18 protein-coding genes are annotated in these 21,988 nt (G+C 39.6%); 5 read left to right on the top strand and 13 right to left on the bottom strand.

Annotation, left to right across the window (positions count from 1 at the left end):
- Positions 1 to 4: 4 nt before the first annotated feature.
- The 9 genes from AC623_RS07185 to AC623_RS07145 all read right to left on the bottom strand — a co-directional run bounded on the left by AC623_RS07185 (position 5) and on the right by AC623_RS07145 (position 9,310).
- The gene (locus AC623_RS07185; RefSeq protein ID WP_049661792.1) at positions 5 to 289 is read right to left on the bottom strand and encodes a BMC domain-containing protein; all 285 of its coding nucleotides are present in this window, start codon (positions 287 to 289) and stop codon (positions 5 to 7) included.
- Between the two features lies 1 nt (position 290).
- Positions 291 to 1,826 (bottom strand): aldehyde dehydrogenase family protein, encoded by a 1,536-nt coding sequence (locus tag AC623_RS07180; RefSeq protein WP_049661791.1) that lies wholly within the window; start codon positions 1,824 to 1,826, stop codon positions 291 to 293.
- 36 nt (positions 1,827 to 1,862) lie between these two features.
- A complete protein-coding gene (locus AC623_RS07175; protein WP_049661789.1) occupies positions 1,863 to 2,150 on the bottom strand; it encodes a hypothetical protein in 288 nt (95 codons plus the stop codon).
- 13 nt (positions 2,151 to 2,163) lie between these two features.
- Positions 2,164 to 2,907: an HAD family hydrolase gene (locus tag AC623_RS07170; RefSeq protein WP_049661788.1), complete on the bottom strand. Its 744-nt coding sequence runs from the start codon at positions 2,905 to 2,907 to the stop codon at positions 2,164 to 2,166.
- A gap of 40 nt (positions 2,908 to 2,947) precedes the next feature.
- The gene (gene eat / locus AC623_RS07165; RefSeq protein WP_049661786.1) at positions 2,948 to 4,339 is read right to left on the bottom strand and encodes an ethanolamine permease; all 1,392 of its coding nucleotides are present in this window, start codon (positions 4,337 to 4,339) and stop codon (positions 2,948 to 2,950) included.
- A 43-nt stretch (positions 4,340 to 4,382) separates the two neighbouring features.
- Positions 4,383 to 5,393: a phosphotransferase enzyme family protein gene (locus AC623_RS07160; protein WP_049661785.1), complete on the bottom strand. Its 1,011-nt coding sequence runs from the start codon at positions 5,391 to 5,393 to the stop codon at positions 4,383 to 4,385.
- 76 nt (positions 5,394 to 5,469) lie between these two features.
- Positions 5,470 to 6,729, bottom strand: coding sequence for a class-III pyridoxal-phosphate-dependent aminotransferase (locus AC623_RS07155; protein WP_049661783.1), 1,260 nt, complete (start codon positions 6,727 to 6,729; stop codon positions 5,470 to 5,472).
- Positions 6,726 to 7,541 carry a DeoR/GlpR family DNA-binding transcription regulator gene (locus AC623_RS07150; protein ID WP_049661781.1) on the bottom strand — a complete coding sequence of 272 codons (816 nt, stop codon included), beginning with the start codon at positions 7,539 to 7,541 and terminating at the stop codon, positions 6,726 to 6,728. The genes AC623_RS07155 and AC623_RS07150 overlap by 4 nt, the downstream gene beginning before the upstream one ends.
- Before the next feature lie 1,040 nt (positions 7,542 to 8,581).
- Positions 8,582 to 9,310, bottom strand: coding sequence for an SDR family NAD(P)-dependent oxidoreductase (locus tag AC623_RS07145; RefSeq protein WP_049661780.1), 729 nt, complete (start codon positions 9,308 to 9,310; stop codon positions 8,582 to 8,584).
- Positions 9,311 to 9,963: 653 nt separating this feature from the next.
- On the opposite strand from AC623_RS07145, the gene pdhA reads away from it, so the two are divergent.
- Genes pdhA through AC623_RS07130 form a run of 3 tightly spaced genes read left to right on the top strand, consistent with a single transcriptional unit; the run spans position 9,964 to position 13,295 of the window.
- Positions 9,964 to 11,025: a pyruvate dehydrogenase (acetyl-transferring) E1 component subunit alpha gene (gene pdhA, locus AC623_RS07140; protein ID WP_049666355.1), complete on the top strand. Its 1,062-nt coding sequence runs from the start codon at positions 9,964 to 9,966 to the stop codon at positions 11,023 to 11,025.
- A gap of 1 nt (position 11,026) precedes the next feature.
- The gene (locus tag AC623_RS07135; protein ID WP_049661778.1) at positions 11,027 to 12,022 is read left to right on the top strand and encodes an alpha-ketoacid dehydrogenase subunit beta; all 996 of its coding nucleotides are present in this window, start codon (positions 11,027 to 11,029) and stop codon (positions 12,020 to 12,022) included.
- A gap of 10 nt (positions 12,023 to 12,032) precedes the next feature.
- Entirely contained in the window at positions 12,033 to 13,295 is a 1,263-nt protein-coding gene (locus AC623_RS07130; RefSeq protein WP_197090949.1) for a dihydrolipoamide acetyltransferase family protein, read from the top strand.
- Between the two features lie 316 nt (positions 13,296 to 13,611).
- Here AC623_RS07130 and AC623_RS07125 read toward each other — a convergent pair whose 3' ends face one another.
- The 4 genes from AC623_RS07125 to AC623_RS07110 all read right to left on the bottom strand — a co-directional run bounded on the left by AC623_RS07125 (position 13,612) and on the right by AC623_RS07110 (position 18,534).
- Positions 13,612 to 14,208 (bottom strand): trimeric intracellular cation channel family protein, encoded by a 597-nt coding sequence (locus tag AC623_RS07125; protein ID WP_049666350.1) that lies wholly within the window; start codon positions 14,206 to 14,208, stop codon positions 13,612 to 13,614.
- A 193-nt stretch (positions 14,209 to 14,401) separates the two neighbouring features.
- Positions 14,402 to 15,589, bottom strand: coding sequence for an amidohydrolase (locus AC623_RS07120; RefSeq protein ID WP_049661776.1), 1,188 nt, complete (start codon positions 15,587 to 15,589; stop codon positions 14,402 to 14,404).
- Between the two features lie 105 nt (positions 15,590 to 15,694).
- Positions 15,695 to 17,125 (bottom strand): MFS transporter, encoded by a 1,431-nt coding sequence (locus AC623_RS07115; protein WP_231603597.1) that lies wholly within the window; start codon positions 17,123 to 17,125, stop codon positions 15,695 to 15,697.
- A 545-nt stretch (positions 17,126 to 17,670) separates the two neighbouring features.
- A complete protein-coding gene (locus tag AC623_RS07110) occupies positions 17,671 to 18,534 on the bottom strand; it encodes a LysR family transcriptional regulator (protein ID WP_049661772.1) in 864 nt (287 codons plus the stop codon).
- Positions 18,535 to 18,843: 309 nt separating this feature from the next.
- Between AC623_RS07110 and AC623_RS07105 the strand changes: the two genes are divergently transcribed.
- Together AC623_RS07105 and AC623_RS07100 are read left to right on the top strand one after the other, a co-directional pair.
- Positions 18,844 to 20,271 carry a YfcC family protein gene (locus AC623_RS07105; protein ID WP_231603397.1) on the top strand — a complete coding sequence of 476 codons (1,428 nt, stop codon included), beginning with the start codon at positions 18,844 to 18,846 and terminating at the stop codon, positions 20,269 to 20,271.
- Between the two features lie 62 nt (positions 20,272 to 20,333).
- Positions 20,334 to 21,746, top strand: coding sequence for a M20 family metallopeptidase (locus AC623_RS07100; protein WP_049661770.1), 1,413 nt, complete (start codon positions 20,334 to 20,336; stop codon positions 21,744 to 21,746).
- Positions 21,747 to 21,988 lie beyond the last annotated feature (242 nt).

The raw sequence follows: 21,988 nt of genomic DNA, 5'->3' as shown, positions 1-21,988 counted from the left end.
GGTTTTACGCTTTTGGAAGAATGCTGATCAATTCCGTATGCGGTCTCGGAATCACATGAACAGAAAGAAGCTCCCCGACACGCTGAGCCGCTTCACTGCCCGCCTCCGTAGCTGCTTTTACAGCCCCAACATCTCCTGTGACCAATACCGTGACAATTCCACCCCCAACATGCACCTTTCCAACAATATTGACATTGGCTGCCTTCACCATAGCATCTGCTGCTTCAATGGAAGGGACCAGACCTCGTGTTTCAATCATTCCTAATGCACCGTTAATTTCTTTAGCCATCTTAATTTCCTCCTAATGATTTAGTTTGATAATTTTGTAAAACATCACTTACTAACTTGGCGATAACCGTGGAGTTAACAGCCTGAATCCCTTTTTTCTTGATTATCTGATCTACCACACTATATATATCATCCTGCACGTTATCCTCGATAACTACTTGAGTCTCTTTTGGGACAGGAATTGGTACCTCTTTTATTCCATAAGCGACTCTTTTGATATTTATCAAGTGGTGGACCGTAATATTATCAGATGTTATATTGCCGCCGTAAGACCCGCAGCCAAGGGTAAAGGAAGGGGTTAATCCCGTTGTTCCTCCAGCTGCTCCAATTGAAGCCAATGTATTCACCAACACACGTGAAACCGGCATTTTCTCAGCAAAGCGCTTAACCTGCTGGTCGTCTTTTGAGTGAATTGAAACACTATGGCCTCTCCCCCCTATATTTAAAAGCTTTTCACAAATAGTGATAGCGTCGCTCTCGTCCCCTGCTGTATACAACCCAAAAACCGGTGACAACTTTTCTAGAGAAAAGGGAAACTCTTTTCCAATTTCTACTTCTTCTGCTAAAAGAATAACCGTTTCTTTCGGTACTGAAATGCCTGCCATTTTGGCGATATAAACAGCTGGTTTGCCTACGATCCCCGGGTTGATTTTTCCGAGTGCAGGTGAGATTATTGCAGCAACCTTGCTTTTTTCCTGAGGGTTAAGGAGATAGACTTTATTTTTGCTCAGCTCTTCCATCACTCTAGATTTAATAGCTGAATGGACGACGATCGCCTGCTCTGTGGCGCAGATAGTACTATTATCAAATCTTTTACTATCTACAATCATTTTTACCGCTTTATTAACATCGGCTGATTGATCTATATAAACTGGCACATTCCCTGGACCGACTCCATAAGCCGGCTTACCGGAACTATAAGCCGCCCGGACAAGTCCCCCTCCTCCTGTTGCTAAAATGAGATTGATATCCCGGTGTTTCATTAATTCTGTCGTAGCCGTCATGGATGGACGTGAAACCCATCCAATTATCCCCTCCGGCGCCCCTGCCTGCAACGTCGCTTCTTGGCATATTTTCAGTGCCTCTACTGTACACTCAGCCGCTGTTGGATGAGGGCTGAATACAATACTGTTCTGACTTTTTAAGGCAATCAGCGTTTTGTAGATGGCGGTAGACGTTGGATTGGTAGTAGGAGTGATGGCTGCAATAACTCCATAGGGATAAGCTATTTCAATGACTTTATTCTTAATGTCATCATTAATCACACCTACTGTTTTTACATGCTTAATTGACTCATAGACTCCTTTTGATCCAAGCTCGTTTTTAATTTTTTTATGTTCTTTTATGCCCATTTTCGTTTCTTCAACTGCTAATCCCGCTAAATAAGCCGATTTTGAAAAAGCAGCCTCAGCTACACTCTGAACAATATGATCAATTTGCTGCTGAGAATAGCTCAGAAATTGTTGCTGTGCCTTCTTTGCTTTTTGAACTGCTATTCTCATTTCCTGTATTGACTGCAAGTCTGCATCTAAGATCACCACTATCACTCCTTTCCTCTGTAAATAAGACTCTAATTAGACATACTTATGAAATTGAATTTGTTTTTTCTCAGCTGGTCGCGATGCGTGAGGATGAGGGGAAGTTTGAAAAAATGCATTCAATGTGTCCCAATCCCTTAACTCTTCTTCTGTCAAAGGCCTAGCTTCGTTGCTTGTTTCACAGGTTGGTAAACAGGAGAGACCGTTTAAGTCTAATCTTTTCCAATCTGTCAATTCAGCATCCGAAAGTGGCAAATAGGTTGTATCGTTCTGAATTTTTGACAAGACCATTTCTGTGATTTTTTCAATCAAAATGCGGTCCATTATATTCACTCCTTTATTTAAAGAAGGATTCAATTAAGCGAAAATCAAAACGCTCCATTATAAAATCGGCATCCACTAAATAATCTTTTTTTTCTTCTGTAGCTGGAATAAAACCAATACAAGCTCTCATTCCAGCATTTTTGCCTAAACACATATCAGCATTAGTGTCACCGATTATTAGGCTGTTGGACAAAGCAAAGCCAAATTTTTCACTTACCAAGTAGGCCATATCCGGAAAAGGTTTCCCTCTTTCCACTTGATCACTTCCAATAATGAAATCAAAATAAGAATCCAATCCTACAGCTTTTAAATGTTTTTCAGCCTTCACAGTATCATCCGCTGTCAAAACCCCCATGGGGATTTCTTTTTGGTGTAGCAGGGTAATGAACTCTTTCACACCCTTTATTGGCTGTAGAGCGGATGATTCATTTTGTTTCTCATTGGCGAAGGAGGATGCTTCTGCCGCCAATAAAACAGCTTGGTCCCATGAGAGGCCAGCTTCATATAATTTTGAAGAAAGAATAATTTCCCCTTCCAAGACACTTCCAATGGCTAAAGGTCCTCTAGGATCAAGGTGGGCATTTCCAGGTCTAATACCGAAAGACTGAGACAAGTCTGAATAAGAAAAGAAAGGCTGGGAAATTTTTTCAGTGACATATTGATAAATATCCTCAGCCCAGGGAATCCATATGGAAGCGCATTCAATTAATGTCCCATCCTTGTCAAAAATTACGCACTCAGGAAGATCTTTTTTCATTGCTTAAAACGTCCTCTCGTCAGGCTCTTTACTTTACCTTTTACTCGGCATGTCTTGAGGCAGGCGCACTAGGGACTGAGTCCGATACAGACTGGTGTGCAAATTGTTCTTCTGGTGCATCTTTGTTGATCCGGTGTCTGGCCCATGCATAATAGTAGATACTTGACAACGCAAAGACAGCGATGCAGACAAAGAAGAACGTTAGATTGGCAAAGAAACTGGCGAAAAGAGAAACCACAGCTAGCATAAGCGACACAATTGGTGTAATTGGATATAATGGTGTCTTAAAAGGCCGATGAAGGTTCGGTTCCTTTTTTCTTAATATTAGTGCCGATAGGTTCATCGTGATATAAGAGACGAGCGCACCAAATGTAGAAATCAAAATTAAATCATTCGGATTAAACATAACTACTAACAACAGCCCTACGATTCCCGGCAGGATAATCGCTAAATAAGGGGTTCTTCTTGATTTATGAAGTTTGGATAAAAATCCTGGCAGGTAACCGGCTCTTGATAAGGCGAAGATTTGCCTTGAATAGGCTAAAATAACTCCTGAAAAGCTGGCAATCAAGCCTACAAGACCCACAGACGCTAAAACTTGCGAAAGCCAATAAGAATTACCGAAAGCTGCCCCTACTGCTGCCGGCAGTGGATCTTCCGCTACCGTCATCACGTCAACCCCAGCAAGGCCAATCGCTACTGTGGTTGTTAACATTGATAAAATCAGTAGAGTAATCATTCCGGAAATGATCCCTTTTGGCATATCCTTTTTGACATCATTACACTCTTCTGACAACATAGGCAGCATCTCAATGGCTAAAAATAACCACATAGCGTATGGAATGGCTGACCAAACGCCTTTTATTCCTCCAGGAATTAACGGGGCATTTCCACTTCCGAATAAATTTTTTACTTCGATCTGCGGCAAGCCTACAAAATACATAAGGATTAACAACCCAAGTGCAACAAAGACAAAGATCATCTCGAGTGTGGCATATTCTTTAATCCCAATAATGTGTATAGCCATAAAAAACAAGTACATAAAAGCAGCTGCTGCAATAGTACTGACTGCAGGGAATAGGAAATTAATATAGGCGCCTATCCCGATTGCAATAACTGGGGCAGCAATAAAATACTGTAATACGACGCCTATACCGGTTATAAATCCAATATAGGGGCCCATTGCGCGTCTGGCGAATGAATAAGGACCACCGGCATAAGGCAGCGCTGTGGATAGTTCCGAGATACCAAGACACATACATGTGTACATCACAGCCATTAAGATCGTTGCAATCAGCATGCCTAAATATCCTGATTCACTTAATCCAAAATTCCATCCGAAATAGTTGCCGGAAATAACAATTCCTACCCCAATCGCCCATAAATGCAGAGGTGTCAGTGATTTTTTCAATTCCAAATTCTCACTCGCCATACTTTCCCTCCTCTTGTTTATTTTATTGAATATTCAGTCTACTTTACTCATGCTTTAACAAATATTCATGCGCTAGAGGATCAGTATCAATGGTAAATTGGCTGCTTAGTGTTCGTGTAGTTTCATTATCTCGGCTTCCAACCCAGGAGATAAGCTGCAGCCTTCTCATCATAATAAATGTTGGAATTTCTTTTTCTTCTTCTTCTGACAGCGGCCTGATTTTTTTGTAACCTTCAAGCCAGGAATTAATTAAGGCAGGTACATATGGTTTATGCTCAATGAAGCTTAAGGATGTAGCTAAGTCATAAAGATACCAGCCAAAACCGCAGTCATCAAAATCAATCACTTTGATCTGCTCACCTTCAATGATTAAATTAGCCAGCCTGAGATCGGAATGAATTAACCCAAAGTTCTCTTTGTGTTTTCCAAAACGATCTAGCCGTTTTTTAATGGTCGCACATACCCTTTCAAATAAATGGGTTCGTTCAGGAGTAAGACCTAGGCCATCCTGCCATTTCCCCCATTTAGGGGTATCACCCAGGATAGTATCATAATCCCAAATGATTCGATCAAATTGATCGTATAGTTGATGTTGCTTTACACTCTGGTTATGGAACTGTGCGGTAATGTAACCAATAGTAAAAAAATGTTTTATTAAAGCGCTTTCATCATTGTCATCAGGAGCTTCCCCTTCTAGGAAAGTAAATAGAGTACTATAGTAAACATTTCCGTCTACCCACGTACTCTGGACATATTCCCCCTGGTCATTAGGTATTGGCAGTGAAACTTCAATAGGAGATTGTTCGTGAAGTGATTTTAACCACACCATTTCGCTTTCAATTTGACTTTTCGTGTGATAATTAGGCCGGCATACACGCAATATGTGTTTTTGATTTGTTTTCTCTTCTGTAATTAAGTACGTATAGTTTTCCGAATAATCCAGCAGAGAAACTAGTGCATTATTTAAAAAAGAAAAATTACTAATGGCATCGTGAGCAATAAAGTTAAATTTTTGTACAGAAAATTCTACACTTTCAGGATTTGTCTGAGTCATATCATTGTCTCCTTTACTTTATCAGATAAAAGCAGAAATTTGTTTTCACCTCTCCCACCCGCTTTTATTGCAGTATTCAGAAACGCTTTATTGTTTGCATGGCTTCTTTAATGCCTACTTCACATCTCAAGAGGAGCTCATCGCAATATTCTTTGTTACACAGCAGACCAGGCTTAAATTGCAATACTCTCGTATCAAGCATGGAATAGATCGCCCACACACCATTTTTATATAAAGAACTCATCACATATTTTGCACCTTCCGGATGGTTAAATTCCAATCCCATGACAACACCTAACTGACGGATTCCGACAAAGAAATCCGGGAATTGTTTTTGAATAGATTCCAAGCCGGTACGCAAATAGCGCGCAACATATTCCACGTTTTTAATAACTTCTTTTCGTTGCGAAATTTCCAATACTTTCATTGCAACTACACATCCCAATTCAGCTCCACCAAACGTTGAGATATGAGCTAGACCATCTTCGTGCATCCACCTTCCGGCACGTTCATTTACAATGGTCGCTCCAATAGGATAGATACCTCCACTCAGCCCTTTAGCGGTAACTAAAATATCCGGATTTACTCCGTAATGCTCAATTCCCCACATCTTACCGGTTCTCATTAGTCCAGTTTGAACCTCATCTGCAATATATAAAGAACCATATTTTTCGCATAATTTCTTCACTGATGAAAGGTAATTCGGTTCAGGAAGAGGGAAGCCGTAAGTTGCTGGAATAGTTTCGATAATAACACAGGCAATATCTTCATTTCTCAGCTCTCTTTCCATCGCGTCCAAATCATTAAATGGAACATGAATAAATTCATTCGGGTCTCCCTGGCTTAAGAATGGTTTTGAGTATCTTTCATTGCCGAGAGAAACTGCCAGCCCGGTGTGACCGTGGTAACCATTTTTAATGGAAATGAGCTTTTTTCTTTTAGTTGCATATCGAGCGCATTTTAAAGCTGCATCGATGGCTTCGCTGCCCCCACTTGAAAAAATGGTATACTTCAACCCCTCAGGTGTACAGGCAGCTAAGTCTTCTGCTAATTGTGCGCGAGCCATGGAGGGAAAATGATGGTTTCCAATATCAAAATAGTCGGTTGCCTCTTTTAGGGCAGCAATAATTTCAGGGTTGCGATGCCCTAAATTATATGTGCCTCCGTTAAGGTGAGCATTCATCAATTGTTTTCCGTCCATATCGTAGAAATAATAGCCCTCTCTTTTACCGATTACAATATCTACACCGTCTTCTTGCCATTGCTTAGTTTTTCCGGGATTCCACCAATCAATTGATTGTTGTAAGACGGTATGTTTGTCTTTAAATAGATTCATTTTTCGCCCTCCCTCTGACTATTTGTATTGGTTACATACTCTTTATTATTAGCAATCAATAATTCTATATTATGCTTTAATAGCTTATCGCCCCATTGCTTAGGGCAGTGCTCGTCTGTAATAATCGTGGAAACATCCGAAAGTGAGCAAATTTTTGCAAAAGTGGTGCGGCCAAATTTGGAAGAATCAGCTAATATAATAACCTCTTCTGCCCGTTCTATCATTTTTTTGCAGTTACTTGCACCAGCTAGATCATAATCTGATATTCCATCATTAAGAGAAACTCCTCCAGCTGCAATAAACGCTTTATCTGCCCTTAGCTGTTCCAGGATCATTTGAGCCAGTGGGCCGCTGGTAAACTTTTGATTACCTTCATACTCACCGCCAATAAAAATGATATTTCCATTGAATTGTTCTGTTGCCACCATCAGAACCGGTAAAGAAGAAGTAACAACTGTGACATTTTTTTTGTTATTTAAAAAACGAACGAGCTCATAAGCTGTAGTCCCATGACCAATAAAAATGACATCCCCATCTTCTACTAAACTTGCAGCCATTTGGCAGATCTCTAATTTCTCAGCTGTATTTATTGTAGTTTTTTGATCAAACGACGGCTCGATTGAATTTTTGGCTTTAATTGCTCCGCCGTATACTTTTTTCACCAGCCCTTCCTTTTCCAGTCGGTCCAGATCTCTTCTAATGGTTTCGCCAGAGACGTTAAGGATTTTTTCGACAGAGCGAACTTTTACTTTCTCATCAATTTCCAATATTTCTAAAATGGTTTTCTTTCTTTCTTCAAATGATAGTGACATGGATTCAACCTCGATCATACTAATATTTTTGTTAAATCAGTGTTGTAAAAGAATTTTGTTGATACTTATGTTTATTGTTGTTGATTCTTTTTTATTCTTGTGGAATTATTTTGATTTTAATGGAAAAGATACAAAATTGTCAACACTTTTCTGAAAATTGAATCAACAATTAATGACAGTTACTAATAGAATCACTAAAAATGATTAGTTGCGAAGGGGAAACACAGCACTTATGTTACTTAATCTTTATACTACAACTCAGAATAAAATCTATTTCTATCATCATCTAATGACAGAACTGTCCACTTTAAACATGCGCCAAAATTTGTATTTTCGCGCAAAGTTTATTAGAGAAGAAAACTTTTCTCGTCTTTCCAGCTGTCTTAAAGAACCTATCTTCTCCTTCTGATAAGAGCAATTAGGTGTAAGACAATTACTACTAATAGAAGTTAAAATAGACAATCAATAGCTTGATGGCCAATAAAATAAAGGCATGGATTAAGTAAATCCATGCCTGAGTGATCTAATAGTTATTTAAATATGCATTGTATATTGGTTCATTGACTCATGATTCAATCTTGGAAGTTCTGTGATAGTACGCTGACAAACCATGTTGCTTAATGCATCAAATATGATCTTTCCTGTTACAAAATCGCCGGTCATATCCGCTGCTTTTCCGAAAATATCTTTATATAGGGACTCGCCTGACACGATCGACGAATAGAACTGTCCAATAGTATGGGACTCTTTTACTTCAATTGAAGTTTCAGCAAATGATTAGTAAAGATAACGAGGTGTCATTTTTAATTTACATAATCATATTATTCTAAACTTTAATCAAACGGCGAAAATAATGAGTCATCTGTCTGTACTGAATCACATAACCAGCACACAGTACCTGGCTCATTTATAAAAATTACTAATCATTATTTGATCGCCACCTATTATTTACGCACAGCCATTCTTAGAAAAGCACATTAACCACTTCTATGTTAAATGCCTTCCTAAGATAATGGCTGCCATCCTCTTCTTATCCAACACTACTCTTCATAAATCATTTTCTTTGTCATACCGCCATCGATCACTAAATTGTGACCATTGATAAAATCATTCTGCTCGTCTGCCAAAAACAAGCAGGCGTTAACAATATCTCGCGGAATGCCGACACGGCCGGATGGATGCTGGGCATGATCTGTATCCGTTAATTTTTCATACTCTTCAGTTTGTATCCAGCCGGGGCTTATCGCATTCACAGTGATCGGCCTGTCACTAAGAGACACCGCCAATGTGTTCGTTAAGGAAACGATCCCTCCTTTTGACGAGCCATATGCTTCCCAGTCGGCTTCATTTTGGTTCCATCTTGTGGAAGCAATATTAATAATTCGCCCATAGGCCTGGCCGCTGTTTGCTTGTATAAACTTTTTCGCACAAATAAAGCTGCCTCGTAAATTAACACGGATCACAGCATCAAATTCCTCAATGGAAATGTCAGAGATAGGTTTAGAGAATGAAGAAATGGCCGCATTATTAATAAGTACATGCACCGTTCCGCATTTGGCAGCGATTTGCTCAAACGCGCTCTGAACCTCTTCCGGTATGCTGACATCCGTTTTAATAAACTCGATTTCCTCTGTCAAAGGTTTATGCTGCTCCTTGTCTAACGCAATCACTTGATAGCCCGCCTCATGAAACCCTAATGAAAGATGATACCCGATTCCGCCAGTTCCGCCTGTGATCACGCACACTTTTTTATGGATTGATTGTTTCATCGGCTTTCATTCTCCTTTTTATCTTTTATCAATAAAAGTTTGTAAAAACAACAAGTATCCGTTAGCTAGAAAATTTAACGTCTACTAAAAAAATGCCTTCCTGCAAAGAGTGGCGTCCTAGTTATTTTATTTTCAAATCTACCGCTTAAAAAGCAGCTGTCCAACCGGTATCAGCGATAACGATGGTTCCATTCATAAAGCTCCTCTTTATTTTTTCAAAAAGTCCATTATCCGTTTTATCCACGTAAAAATTTCTTTGAAATCACAATAACTTCCTAAAGGTTAAAACAAACACTAAGTACATGGCTTAAATTTTATCACAAAACCATCGCGTTCATTCTATGGGACCATACTAGAGAAATACCCGAAAGCATGATCTATAAAGCTTGTCTGTTCTACTTGTTCGCCGCTTAATAGACAAGTAGGAGATGTCTAAAGTCGCAGCAATATCAGCAGTTAAACCCCCACTTTAACGCAGTGAAATGCTGATACCTAAAAGAAAAAGCGCGTTAAAGTAAGTATTTGCGCGATAAATTTTTATGTATTAAGATGTGAGACATTAAATGCTCTTATTTTTGAAAATTCTATTTTTTCAAGGAAATTATAGAGGAGTGGAGAAAATGTTTGTGTCAGAAAAGAAAGCAAACAAGGACATGGAAATTCAATTTCCTGTCCTGCAAGTAGTGAACAAAGATGGACAGCTTGTAGATGAAGCTTATAAAAGTGAGATCACAGAAGACTTAGTCCGAACTTTCTATCGTCAGCTTGTTTGCATGAGAACATTAGACCGCAAAGCAAAAAACTTACAGCGTCAAGGCCGATTAGGGACTTATCCCCCATTTGAAGGTCAGGAAGCTGCTCAAGTTGGCAGTGCATTAGCGCTTGATGAAGATGATTGGATGTTTCCAACCTACCGTGATCACGCAGCAAGCATTACCTTTGGAAAGTCCTACTCCATCTTATCCTCATGGAACGGCCGAGTTGAAGGCAATCTTCCGCCTGAAGGAAAAAAAATATTGCCGCCGTCCGTTCCGATCGCTACCCAGCTCCCCCTTGCAACCGGGGCTGCGATGGCCGCAAAATTCAAAGGCTCCAAGCAGGCAGCGATCGCTTATTTTGGCGATGGCGCTACATCTGAAGGCGACTTTCATGAAGGATTAAACTTTGCCAGTGTGTATCAGGCACCCGTCGTTTTCTTTAATCAAAACAACGGCTATGCGATTTCCCTTCCCATTTCAAAACAAATGAACTCAAAAACAATTGCTCAAAAATCGATCGCTTATGAAATTCCAGGTGTTCGCTTGGATGGAAATGATATATTTGCCGTTTACTTTGAGACAAAGAAAGCACTTGAACGAGCACGCAACGGTGAAGGACCAACACTCATTGAAGCCATAACTTGGCGGTACGGCGCTCATACAACTGCTGATGACCCTACTAAGTACCGTGATCAAAAAGAAAGTGAAACACGACGAGAGAATGATCCTATCACCCGCCTGGAATCTTTTATGAAAAGAAACCGTTATTGGGACGATGCTTGGATTCAAAAAGTGCATGATGAAGCAACAGAAGAAATTGAAGCAGCAGTTAGGGCAATGGAAACGATGCCCCCTCCAGATGTGAATGACATCTATGATTATATTTTTGAAACACCTACATGGACCATTCGAGAACAAAAGGAACAATATATGAAACACTTGCGAGGTGAAGAATAAGATGTTGACTGCGACAAAAACAAAAGAACTGACACTCATTCAAGCGATTAATGACGGGATGCGTACGATGCTTAAGGAGAAGAACGAGGTCATTATTCTTGGAGAGGACGTGGGCAAAAACGGAGGAGTCTTCCGCGCAACCGATGGCCTTCAACAGGAATTCGGTGAAAAACGTGTGTTTGATACCCCTTTGAGTGAAGCAGGGATTATAGGTACCTCTATTGGCATGGCTATGAATGGGCTCCTTCCCATTGCAGAAATTCAATTTTTAGGCTTTATCTACCCGGCTTACGAGCAAATTATGACTCATGCGACACGCATGCGCTATCGCTCAAAAGGGGTATTTACAGTGCCTTTAGTCATTCGAGCGCCGTATGGAGCGGGTGTTCACGCACCAGAAATTCATTCCGACAGTGTCGAAGCCTTGTTTACTCATATGCCAGGAATTAAAGTCGTTTGTCCTTCTACTCCCTATGATGCAAAAGGTTTGCTCATTTCAGCAGTCGAAGACCCGGATCCGGTATTGTTTCTAGAATCACTACGATCCTACCGCTCTGTCCGCGGTGAGGTTCCTGAAGAAAAATACACAATTGAAATCGGCAAAGGCAAAAAAGTGCGTGAAGGAGAAGATGTAACCATCATTGCCTGGGGTGCCATGATGCCGGTTGCCGTGAAAGCAGCAGAAGAAGCGGAAAAGGATGGTGTGACATGCGATGTTATTGACCTGCGCACCCTGTATCCGATTGACAAAGACATCATCGCAGAATCCGTTCAAAAAACAGGCAGATGTGTAATTGTTCACGAAGCACATGCTACAGGAGGATTAGGCAACGATATTATCTCCATTATCAATGATACATCCTTTTTATACATGAAAGCCCCAATTGAACGTGTAACAGGAGCAGACGTTCATGTTCCGTTTTGGGCTTTAGAAAAACATTATTTGCCGACTCCGGCTCGAGTGCAAAAAGCCATTCACAATGTCATCAATTTTTAGGAGGAAGAACATGATAGAAGTGAAGTTACATGATATCGGTGAAGGAATGACAGAAGGAGACGTTCTTACTTATTTGGTCAAGAAAGGCGATCCAGTTGATCTTGACCAGCCATTAGTGGAAGTTCAAACAGAAAAAATGGTAGCAGAATTGACATCTCCAGTTACAGGCATTGTGAAAGATATTCTGGTTGATACAGGAAAAACCATTGCTGTTGGTACAACGGTCATGACAGTGGAAGCAAAAGAAAATACGAATCCAATGAGTCATAATGAAAGTGTGAAAGAAAGTGCCCCAGCTGCTGAAACCATCATTCAAAATGATAAAATACACTTAATGGAAAAACCTAAACGCAATAGAATTGCCGATAGAGTAAAAGCCGCTCCATATACTAGAAAAATTGCCAGACAACATCAAGTTGATCTAAAGTTAGTGAAAGGGACAGGCCGTGGAGGAAGGATTACCGTTGAGGATGTCTATCGCTTTATTGAAAATGGAGGCAATACTGGGCTTGGTCCCTCCGCAGCAGCCGACTTAGTTATAGATTCTCAAACAACAATCGAAAAAAGATCAGATTCAGAACAAGCAGATGTGATTCCATTTAAAGGGCGCCGTAAACAAATTGCTATTAAAATGGCGAAATCCCTTTATACCATCCCGCACGTCTCTCATTTTGAAGAAATTGATATGACCAACTTGCTCGACTATCGCAAAGAATTAAAAGCATTAAATGTAAATATATCTGCTGTCGCTTTTTTTATAAAAGCTCTCGCCCTATCATTAAAAGACTACCCTGTTTTCAACGCAAAGCTTGATGAAGAAAAAGAAGTGATTAAGCTCGAAAAAGAAGTCCACATGGGACTGGCAACTGATTCTGATGAAGGATTAATCGTACCCGTTTTGCGAAATGTGGAGAAAAAATCATTGCGAACGCTTCACGATGAGATGAAAGAATTAACAAAAAAAGCGCAGGAAAACAGATTAACTGTAAAAGAAATGACTGGAAGCACCTTCACCATTAGCAATGTAGGTCCGATGGGCAGTATCGGAGCAACGCCTATTATCAACTTCCCAGAAACCGGATTAATGGCCTTTCATAAAACGAAGAAAATGCCGGTTGTGAATGAACAGGATGAGATTGTAATCCGTTCCATGATGAATGTAACGCTGGCATTTGATCACCGGGTGGCAGACGGCGGAACGGCTGTTGCCTTTACAAACCGGTTTAAATCATTAATCGAAAATCCAAAGTTGCTCACATTAGAGCTCGTGTAAAGGTTTCAACCAAGCATTCATCACCTAACATGGTGATGAATTGCTTTTACTATATTTTTACCAAGGAGGCGAAAGGACGGAAAAGATGGAGAAAACAGCAGATTTCCTTCGTGTCATAAATAACAGGGATTTGTAATGAGAACTGCCTTGCTGCTAAATTAGGCTGCTTTGAATAGATATTTGCTCATAATAGATTCTTATCTAGGTGATTTCCATCTCAGTTTCATAAAAGATAGGATCTCCCATAATCGCATCCGTTTGTAGAATAAGGAAGTAAAGAGAACTCCTGGTGTGCATGGTCATTCTGGGATTATTATTAAATACGATTGTTGTGCGGCAAATTCCATTTAAAATGGACTGATAAAATTCTAAAGAAAACGATTGCAATTAATAAGATGAATGTGGCATATGGTCCGTGTACCCAACCTAAACCGATAACAAGACCTGCTAATGCTGCCCATAAGGCATAAATTTCAGAACGAAAGATCATCGGTTTTCGACCTGCAAACACATCTCGGATCATTCCGCCACCTGTTCCTGTCATGGTAGCTGCAACAATTGCGACAATTAATGGCGCTTCAATTGAGACTGCATAATTCGCACCTTGAATGGCGAAAGCGGCCAAACCAACGGCATCAAAAATTATTTCAAATTTCCAATATTTGATTACAATAGACGGCAGTAAAAAAACAATGAGAATTGCAAAAAAAGCAATTTCAAATAAATGACCTTGAGTCCAAATCGTTTCGGCGGGAATTCCAATTAATAAGTTGCGGACTGCACCGCCACCAAATGCTGTGGTGAACCCTAAAACGCAAACACCCAATAGATCATAGTCTTCTTCCATCGCAATAATGGCACCACTTACAGCAAAAGCTATAGTACCTATAATATTAAGTATTTCCCATATCAAGACCATCTCCCCTCTCTTCCAAAACAGTATAACTTTGAGAGCCGCCTTCATTGTATTTTTTAAATGAATACTACAAAAAAGGCGGGACGTTGAGCAGAGGCTTCTTACGCTTTTTGAACTGATTACGCTTAATAGCTAAAAACCTCTCCACTCAACCAAATGGACTGCTGAAAAAGATTTTTTGAAGTTTTCTTCACTCTACTTCAAAGTAGCTGCAAACCACTTGTCCAACAGCCTTTGCAGCTACAAGAAGTGCATCTTCATCAATATCAAATTTAGGATGATGGTTAAAATAAGGTTTTTCTACCCCTTTTGGTGAACAGGCAATATAAAAGAAGCAAGCGGGAAATTTTTCAGCATAATAAGCAAAGTCTTCAGATGGCGGTAATGCCGGGAACTCCTTCACTTCTTTAATATCTTTATCATTCATGCTTCTTAAACTTTCTGCAACCTTTGCGGTAAGCTCAGGGTTGTTATATAAAGGCGGATAATCTGGGGTATACGTAAGCTCACAGGTTACACCAAATTCTTCTTCAATTCCTCTTACAATCCGTTTTATCTCTTTCTCGATCTTTTCTTTTGTTTCCATGGTCATATAACGGATATCCCCTTCAAGCTCTACGCTGTCTTTAATAACGTTAAATGTACCTTTACCATCAAATGATCCGATTGAAATAACGCCCACCTCGAAAGGACTTAATCGGCGGCTAACAATCGTTTGAGCAGCCGTAACAAAGAAAGAACCAGCAACAATGGCATCATTCGCTAGATGAGGGGAGGAACCATGTCCACCTCTTCCTTGAATTTTCAGCTTCATATATGCTCTTCCGTTGAATGAATAGCCAGCATGATAGCCTACTGTTCCTGCAGGTCCCATAGGTAACAAATGAATGCCATAAATGGCATCTAAGTCGTCGATTAAGCCTGACTCCACAATGCTTTTTGCTCCACCTGGCGGCACCTCTTCTGCATGCTGGTGAATGACCTTGATTGTTCCTGCAATCGAGTCTTTTAATTGAATTAGACAATCTGCTAAAACTAACATGTAGGCGGTATGTCCATCATGAGCACATGCATGCATAACCCCTTCATTCTTCGACTTAAATGGCACGTTCGTTTCCTCCGTAATAGGAAGGGCATCAAAATCAGCACGAAGACCGATTGTTTTCCCCGGTTTCCCACCTTTGATGGTTACGATAATGCCATAACCGTTCCCAACATTCGTTTGTATTTCAACATCTTTTCCTTTATAAAAATCGGTTATAAATTGAGCTGTTTTTTCCTCTTCAAATGATAACTCGGGATTTTCATGTAAATAGCGACGAATTTCTATTATTTCATCTTTACGTGATTCTAACATCGTCATTAATTCACTTCTCATTATTTTTCTCTCCTTCTTTTATGAAGCATAGAAAATGATCATCCATTCTATGCCCAAATTAGTTGGTAAAACTTCGACTCTTATCGCTTCTTTTATGCCTTTCAGTTAATGACTTTCGGTTGGAATCGGAAAGCGTCTTCTTATCGATGGATCATCTGATGTTTTGCCGGCATCTTTTGGAACCATAAATATAATAGAAAGAATGGATAGCACACCAAATATAACGTTTACGCCAATTCCTACTGTCGCTGCTGTTTCAAGACTTCCATTTGCTGCAATGGCACCGTAAACAGTGGCAGAAATCGCGACACCAAATGCACTGCCAAGGGAACTAGCCATTTTATAAACTCCAGCTGCTTCACCAACTTTATCAGCAGGAGCATTCGATACAGAAGTATCTGTTGATGGAGTTGCATAAATTCCAAGGCCAAGACCGAACAAAGCAAATCCTATGAATACCACAACAGTGTAAATTAGACCAGGCAAAAAAGTGAATCCCATAACCGCTACACCAATAGTTGTAATAACGGCACCCCAAACCATTGGCAGTTTTGCACCAACCCTTTGTAAAATCTTCTCACCAACTCGAATCATCGCTAGTACTGCCACTAAATATCCAAGGGATAGCATCCCAGATTGGAATGGATTAAATCCACGGCCAACTTGTACATACGTATTTGCTACAACGAGAGTACCAGCTATTGCATTTAGCAAGAAGTTAGAAAGAGTCGCGCCAGTATAAGGCTTATTTTTAAAGACAGCGAAGTCAATCAGCACGATATCTTTACTTTTTTCTACTTTGATGAAACCGATTAACCCAATGACAGCAATAATAATGACGCCAATAGTAAGCGGGCTTGTCCACCCTAAATCTGCCCCGTAAGTAATGAAAATATTCAAAGCTAGCATGGTGATAATAAAAATGACTAATCCGATGTAATCAAATTTAAAAGCACCTGTAGATTCTTGTTTACTTTCTGGCGTATCCTTCAGTAAGAACATACCAAGAAGAGCAAAGATGATAGAAAAAATGAAAATCCATCTCCACCCCATATATGTTGCGATTGCACCACCGGCAAAAGATGCAATACCTGACCCACCCCATGAACCGATAGACCAGAAACTAAGAGCACGCTGGCGATCCTTCCCTTCGAAATAAGCTTTCATTAAAGCAATAGTTGAGGGCATAATGCACGCTGCTGACAGTCCTTGAATAACACGCCCAATAATTAACAAGGCAGACCCTTGAGCTAAAACGAGGAAAAGTGAGCCAACTATACTTAAAATAAAACCAATATTTGCAATCCTTTTACGCCCTATTTTATCTGCTAACCCTCCAGCCGCAACAATAAACATTCCTGAGAATAAAGCCGTTAAACTAATCGCTATATTTAACGTTCCTAGGGAAATGCCTAAATCTGACTGTACAGCCGGAACCACATTGACCATTGCTTGAGCAAAGAGCCAAAACGTAATAACCCCAAAAACAATGCCTATGATCATTTTATTTGTACCTTTATAACCCGTCTCCATGATTTCCCTCCTGATGTTATGCTCTAAAAAGGTACACTACCTAACCTTCCCTAAGCTTTCATTAATGAATTCTCACAATTATTTTTTACAGAGCATAGCTTTTTAACGTGGTAATATAGCCCATCACTTGGCGGTAAGTAGTCATATCCTTTTGAGCCAACTATTGTGAAAGGCAGCCTTTTCTTTCTACATCATCATTATAAAAATAGCCCCCTATAAAATGAGTCATTAATAAGGTAGTTTGATGCTTTAAAAAGTAAAATTTTTAACATTTAGGCGGATGAGGTAAAAAACTGCGGTTGCTTTTTTACGAAAATAAAAATAGGCCTGAATTATGCGACCTCTGTATACAGAGAGCAAATTCAGACCCATTTTACTTTACCTTTACTAAGCCTCTTTGTATAAAAGCTTTTCGAATTTCAAAAAATAAATAACGTTACTCGCCATGTACGAATAAAAGGACCTTTTCCCTTCGATCGTTTTACATCATAAAACATTTTTGCTGTTATCAGGCTTCTATTTACAAGTTTTACCATCCTATTATCGTATCATGAACCAGATGCCTTACTTACCAAAGAATAAAAATCTTGAAAAACTGGATTACTTAGGTTTTTTGTAAGCGCAATGAGTTTAATCGGAACGTTTGATGAGTATGTTTCCAAAATAGTGACAGTCTCTGATGCGATCTCTTTTTTAATTCTGCCTGTCGCAATAATTCCGAGATAGGGCTGGTTAAGAACAGCACTCTTAATCCCTTCATCACTATCACAGTGGATAGCATTTGGAAACTGGGCTCCCTTTTTTAATACTTCAAATTTTATAAAGGGGGCTCTATGATCCAATAGAACTGGAAATTTTGCTAGATATTCTTCTTTTTTAGAAGGATCATTAGCTACTTCACGTGAAGCAAATAGCACTAAGTCATCATAATCAATACAGTGATAAGAAATATCAGAGGGCAAAGGCCTGCCACTAATAATGCCAAAATCCGCTTCGTTATGGATGACCTTTTTCAGTGTATCATCACTGCTATTGACGGAATAAACCTCTAATAAAACATTTTTATTCTTTTTTTGAAAGTGTATGATTTGTGGCAGGAAAAACCGGTCACAATAATCGTCTAATCCACAAACACGAATAATTTGTTTTTCTCCCTTATTTTCCTTAATTTTCTTTTGCAGCGTATACAGTTCATTTAAAATATTTTTTGCATGCTCATAAAGAATTTCGCCCGTTTTGGTTAATTTTTTACGATTGTCTACTTTTTCAAAAAGAGGCAATCCAACCTCTTCCTCTAAATGCTGCAGGTGTTTTGTCACAGTAGGTTGTGAGTAATTAAGACGCATCGCTGCTTGTATTAGATTTTGCTCTTCTACTACGATTTGAAATGTCTGAAGGTGCCTAATTTCCATTAAAAACAGCCTTTCCTTTTTATTTATCGTTGAAGCTATCTATCTAGTGAAATAATCATTTAAAACTTGCTTATAAAAGACTCATCAAATTATTTGAATAGAATTATAACTCAGAGCATTTAAAATTGTAATACTCATTATTCCATTATGGAATATCAGTGACTAAGAATGAAGATAAAATGAAAGCGTTGACAAATTTAAATATTTGCTAAATTACAAACAAAAATATGATTGAATTTAGGATATTTAAGAAGTCAATTTACATTCAAAAGAACTTGCTTTTAATAGAAATTATTAAGGAGGATTAAATTGAATACTGCTAAACAATTAAAGAAAGTAGAAAGCACTGGAATGAAAAACAAGAAAAAAGGAGGAGTAAGTGCTTATGTTCTGATGTTTTTCATCATTGCCGTTCTCACTCTATTAACATATGTCGTACCTGCCGGTAAATACGAACGTTATGAGGAAAATGGCAGAACCATGATTGACCCTGCAAAATTTGAATTTGTTGAAAACACGCCTGTAGGATTGCTGGACATGTTTAATGCTTTTCATCAGGGTATGGTAAACGCCGGACCGATTATCTTATTTGTTTTACTATTTGGCGGTGCTCTTGGGATTATGCAAGCTACAGGAGCTATTGATGCGTTAATCAAATTTACTGTCCAAAAATTTGGCGCGAAGAAAAAACTAATTATTCCGGTTATGGTTCTGATTTTTTCATTGCTTGGAACTCTTATTGGATCAGCTGAAGATTCACTGGTTTATATTGCCATCATTGTGCCGATGACGATTGCATTAGGTTTTGATGCGTTAACAGGCCTTGCGATTGTTTTTTTGGGGATGTTGGGTGCTGGATTTACTGCAGGAATTACGAACCCTTTTACGATTGGTGTTGCTCAAACAGTTGCTGAGCTTCCTATGTACTCTGGAATTGGCTTACGGATTGCAATTTACGTTGTGTTTTATATTTTATCGGTTGTCTATATCATGCGGCACGTTAATAAAATTGAAAAAAACCCCGAACTTGCCGTATATGGAAGGTTTACTCCAAGTGAAAGCCTTCAATTTGATCACAATTACAAGCTGAGTAAAAAACATGCGATTTCACTTTTTGTCTTTTTAGGCTGCTTTGTTGCTCTTATTTATGGGGTTATTAATCTTGGATGGTATATCAGTGAAATTGTAGGCGTTTTCTTATTAGGTGCCATTATTATGGGCCTCATCGGGAAGCTTTCAGGAAATGAAATGACAGATGCCTTTCTAAAAGGATGTTCTGAAATGATACCGGGCGCCATGATTATCGGCGTCGCCAATACCATTCTTGTAGTTCTCACAGCTGGCGGCTTATTAGATACCATTTTATATATTGCTTCCGGTTTGCTAGACGGCCTGCCCCCTAGCATTACAGCCATTGGGATAGCAGTTGTCAATTTCTTCATCCATTTCCTTGTTCCTTCCGGAAGCGGACATGCCTCCTTGGTTATGCCTATTATGGCACCGTTGGCTGATCTAGTCGGTGTAACAAGGCAAACCACTGCGTTTGCTACCGTCATGGGCGGCGGAGTTTCCAATTTAATTATCCCGACGGGTGGCCTATTGCTTGCGGCTTTAGGGATGATGGGCATTCCTTATGCACAATGGGTGAAATGGGTGTTGCCATATGTTCTTATCCAGGTTGCGGTTGTTTTGGTCTTCTTAGTCATTGCTCAAGCGATTCATTATGGTCCATTTTAATAGAAAGCCAGATTTAAGCTGAGGGGGTGTCCCCTCTTTATATTTCTGAAGGGGTGAATAAATTGGATTATCGTGATATTTTATCAAAAATTATTGAGGAAAAAAGACAAACATTGATCTCTGTGAGTGACCAAATTTGGGATTACGCGGAGACAGGATTTGAAGAGTTTCAATCCGCAGAGCTATTATGCAAAACTTTAGAAGAAGAAGGGTTTACTGTTGAAAAAGGTGTAGGAAATATCGAAACGGCCTTTATCGGCAGCTTCGGGACAGGAAAACCAATTATTGCTGTGTTAGGTGAATTTGATGCCTTGTCTGGTTTAAGCCAAGTTGGCGGAGAAACGATCTATAATCCAGTCCAAGCAGGCGGCAACGGCCATGGCTGTGGACATAACTTACTAGGTACAGGTGCCTTAGCAGCCGCTATTGCCATCCGTTCTTATTTAAAAGAAAACAATCTAGAAGGAACGGTTCGTTACTACGGATGTCCTGGAGAAGAAATTGGCAGCGGAAAAACCTTTATGGTCAGAGAAGGATTATTTGATGATGTAGACTACTCCGTATGCTGGCATCCATGGTCCCGAAATGCCGTATGGTCTATGGGGTCTCTTGCCTGCTATGAAGTTTCGTTTAGATTTAGTGGAAAAAGTTCTCATGCTGCTGACAGCCCACACCTTGGAAGAAGTGCGCTCGATGCCGTTGAACTAATGAATGTAGGCGTTAACTATTTACGTGAACATATTATTCCTGAAGCGAGGATTCATTACGCTATAACCAACTCAGGCGGATTCTCGCCAAATGTCGTTCAAGAAAAGGCAGACGTGCTATATTTTATTCGTGCACCTCGTGTATCACAAACAGAAGAAATCTATCAACGTGTTTGCGATATTGCAAGAGGCGCAGCTCTCATGACCAGAACACAAGTAGAAATAGACTTTGCTTCCGCTGCCTCTAATATTTTGCCAAACAATACATTGGAAAAAGTAATGCATAATAACTTTGTTGCTCTAGGTGTTCCTCAATATGACGAAAAGGAACGACAATTTGCGCAAGCGATTAGAGCTACTCTGCCTGAAGCAGACAAACGAGCAGATATACAGATCAATAAAGAACTAGCAGGAAAAGATTTAGCGGATGTCATCGATCCATTTATCCCATCCAATGGGGTCATGGCAGGTACAACCGATGTCGGCGATGTCAGCTGGATAGTTCCTACTGTACAATGTTTAGTAGCGTGTGAACCAGTAGGTACTCCGCTTCATACTTGGCAGGTGGTTTCAACTGGGAAAACCTCTATTGCTCATAAGGGTATGCTTCATGCTGGTAAAGTCATGGCAGCCACAGCAATTGAAGTCCTTCATAACCCTGATATTCTTGAAAAAGCGAAGATGGAATTGATTGAGCAGCGAGATGGTGAAGAGTATATATCACCAATTCCAGCGGAAGTTAAAAAATATAATCTTCAAACAGTGTAAAAAGAGCTTTCATTGTAATATTAAATGCAACGATTCCGGAAAATCCTATATTAACGGCTATTTAAGTAGAAACTTCAAATACTAGATACATTCTGGAGCTATCATGCAATATCTTGCATGATAGCTCCCCAGTTTGTTACATAGCTGAATTCCCATAGAGGTTCCGTATTAAGTTTTTAAATGCCACGCTGTGCTTTTGACTAAACCAAAAGCACAGCGTGGCATTGCCATTGGAGATGCAT

Origin of the sequence: Bacillus sp. FJAT-27231 (assembly GCF_001183975.1) — a bacterium.
Taxonomy (GTDB): domain Bacteria; phylum Bacillota; class Bacilli; order Bacillales; family Domibacillaceae; genus Pseudobacillus; species Pseudobacillus wudalianchiensis.
This window is presented reverse-complemented; position numbering and strand designations above follow the sequence as displayed.

What these genes read in the sequence shown, in the direction of transcription:
- AC623_RS07185 (WP_049661792.1), bottom strand. Translation starts at nt 289, where the DNA reads ATGGCTAAAGAAATTAACGGTGCATTAGGAATGATTGAAACACGAGGT.
- AC623_RS07175 (WP_049661789.1), bottom strand. Translation starts at nt 2,150, where the DNA reads ATGGACCGCATTTTGATTGAAAAAATCACAGAAATGGTCTTGTCAAAA.
- AC623_RS07170 (WP_049661788.1), bottom strand. Translation starts at nt 2,907, where the DNA reads ATGAAAAAAGATCTTCCTGAGTGCGTAATTTTTGACAAGGATGGGACA.
- eat (WP_049661786.1), bottom strand. Translation starts at nt 4,339, where the DNA reads ATGGCGAGTGAGAATTTGGAATTGAAAAAATCACTGACACCTCTGCAT.
- AC623_RS07160 (WP_049661785.1), bottom strand. Translation starts at nt 5,393, where the DNA reads ATGACTCAGACAAATCCTGAAAGTGTAGAATTTTCTGTACAAAAATTT.
- AC623_RS07155 (WP_049661783.1), bottom strand. Translation starts at nt 6,729, where the DNA reads ATGAATCTATTTAAAGACAAACATACCGTCTTACAACAATCAATTGAT.
- AC623_RS07150 (WP_049661781.1), bottom strand. Translation starts at nt 7,541, where the DNA reads ATGTCACTATCATTTGAAGAAAGAAAGAAAACCATTTTAGAAATATTG.
- AC623_RS07145 (WP_049661780.1), bottom strand. Translation starts at nt 9,310, where the DNA reads ATGAAACAATCAATCCATAAAAAAGTGTGCGTGATCACAGGCGGAACT.
- pdhA (WP_049666355.1), top strand. Translation starts at nt 9,964, where the DNA reads ATGGAAATTCAATTTCCTGTCCTGCAAGTAGTGAACAAAGATGGACAG.
- AC623_RS07135 (WP_049661778.1), top strand. Translation starts at nt 11,027, where the DNA reads ATGTTGACTGCGACAAAAACAAAAGAACTGACACTCATTCAAGCGATT.
- AC623_RS07130 (WP_197090949.1), top strand. Translation starts at nt 12,033, where the DNA reads ATGATAGAAGTGAAGTTACATGATATCGGTGAAGGAATGACAGAAGGA.
- AC623_RS07120 (WP_049661776.1), bottom strand. Translation starts at nt 15,589, where the DNA reads ATGAGAAGTGAATTAATGACGATGTTAGAATCACGTAAAGATGAAATA.
- AC623_RS07110 (WP_049661772.1), bottom strand. Translation starts at nt 18,534, where the DNA reads ATGGAAATTAGGCACCTTCAGACATTTCAAATCGTAGTAGAAGAGCAA.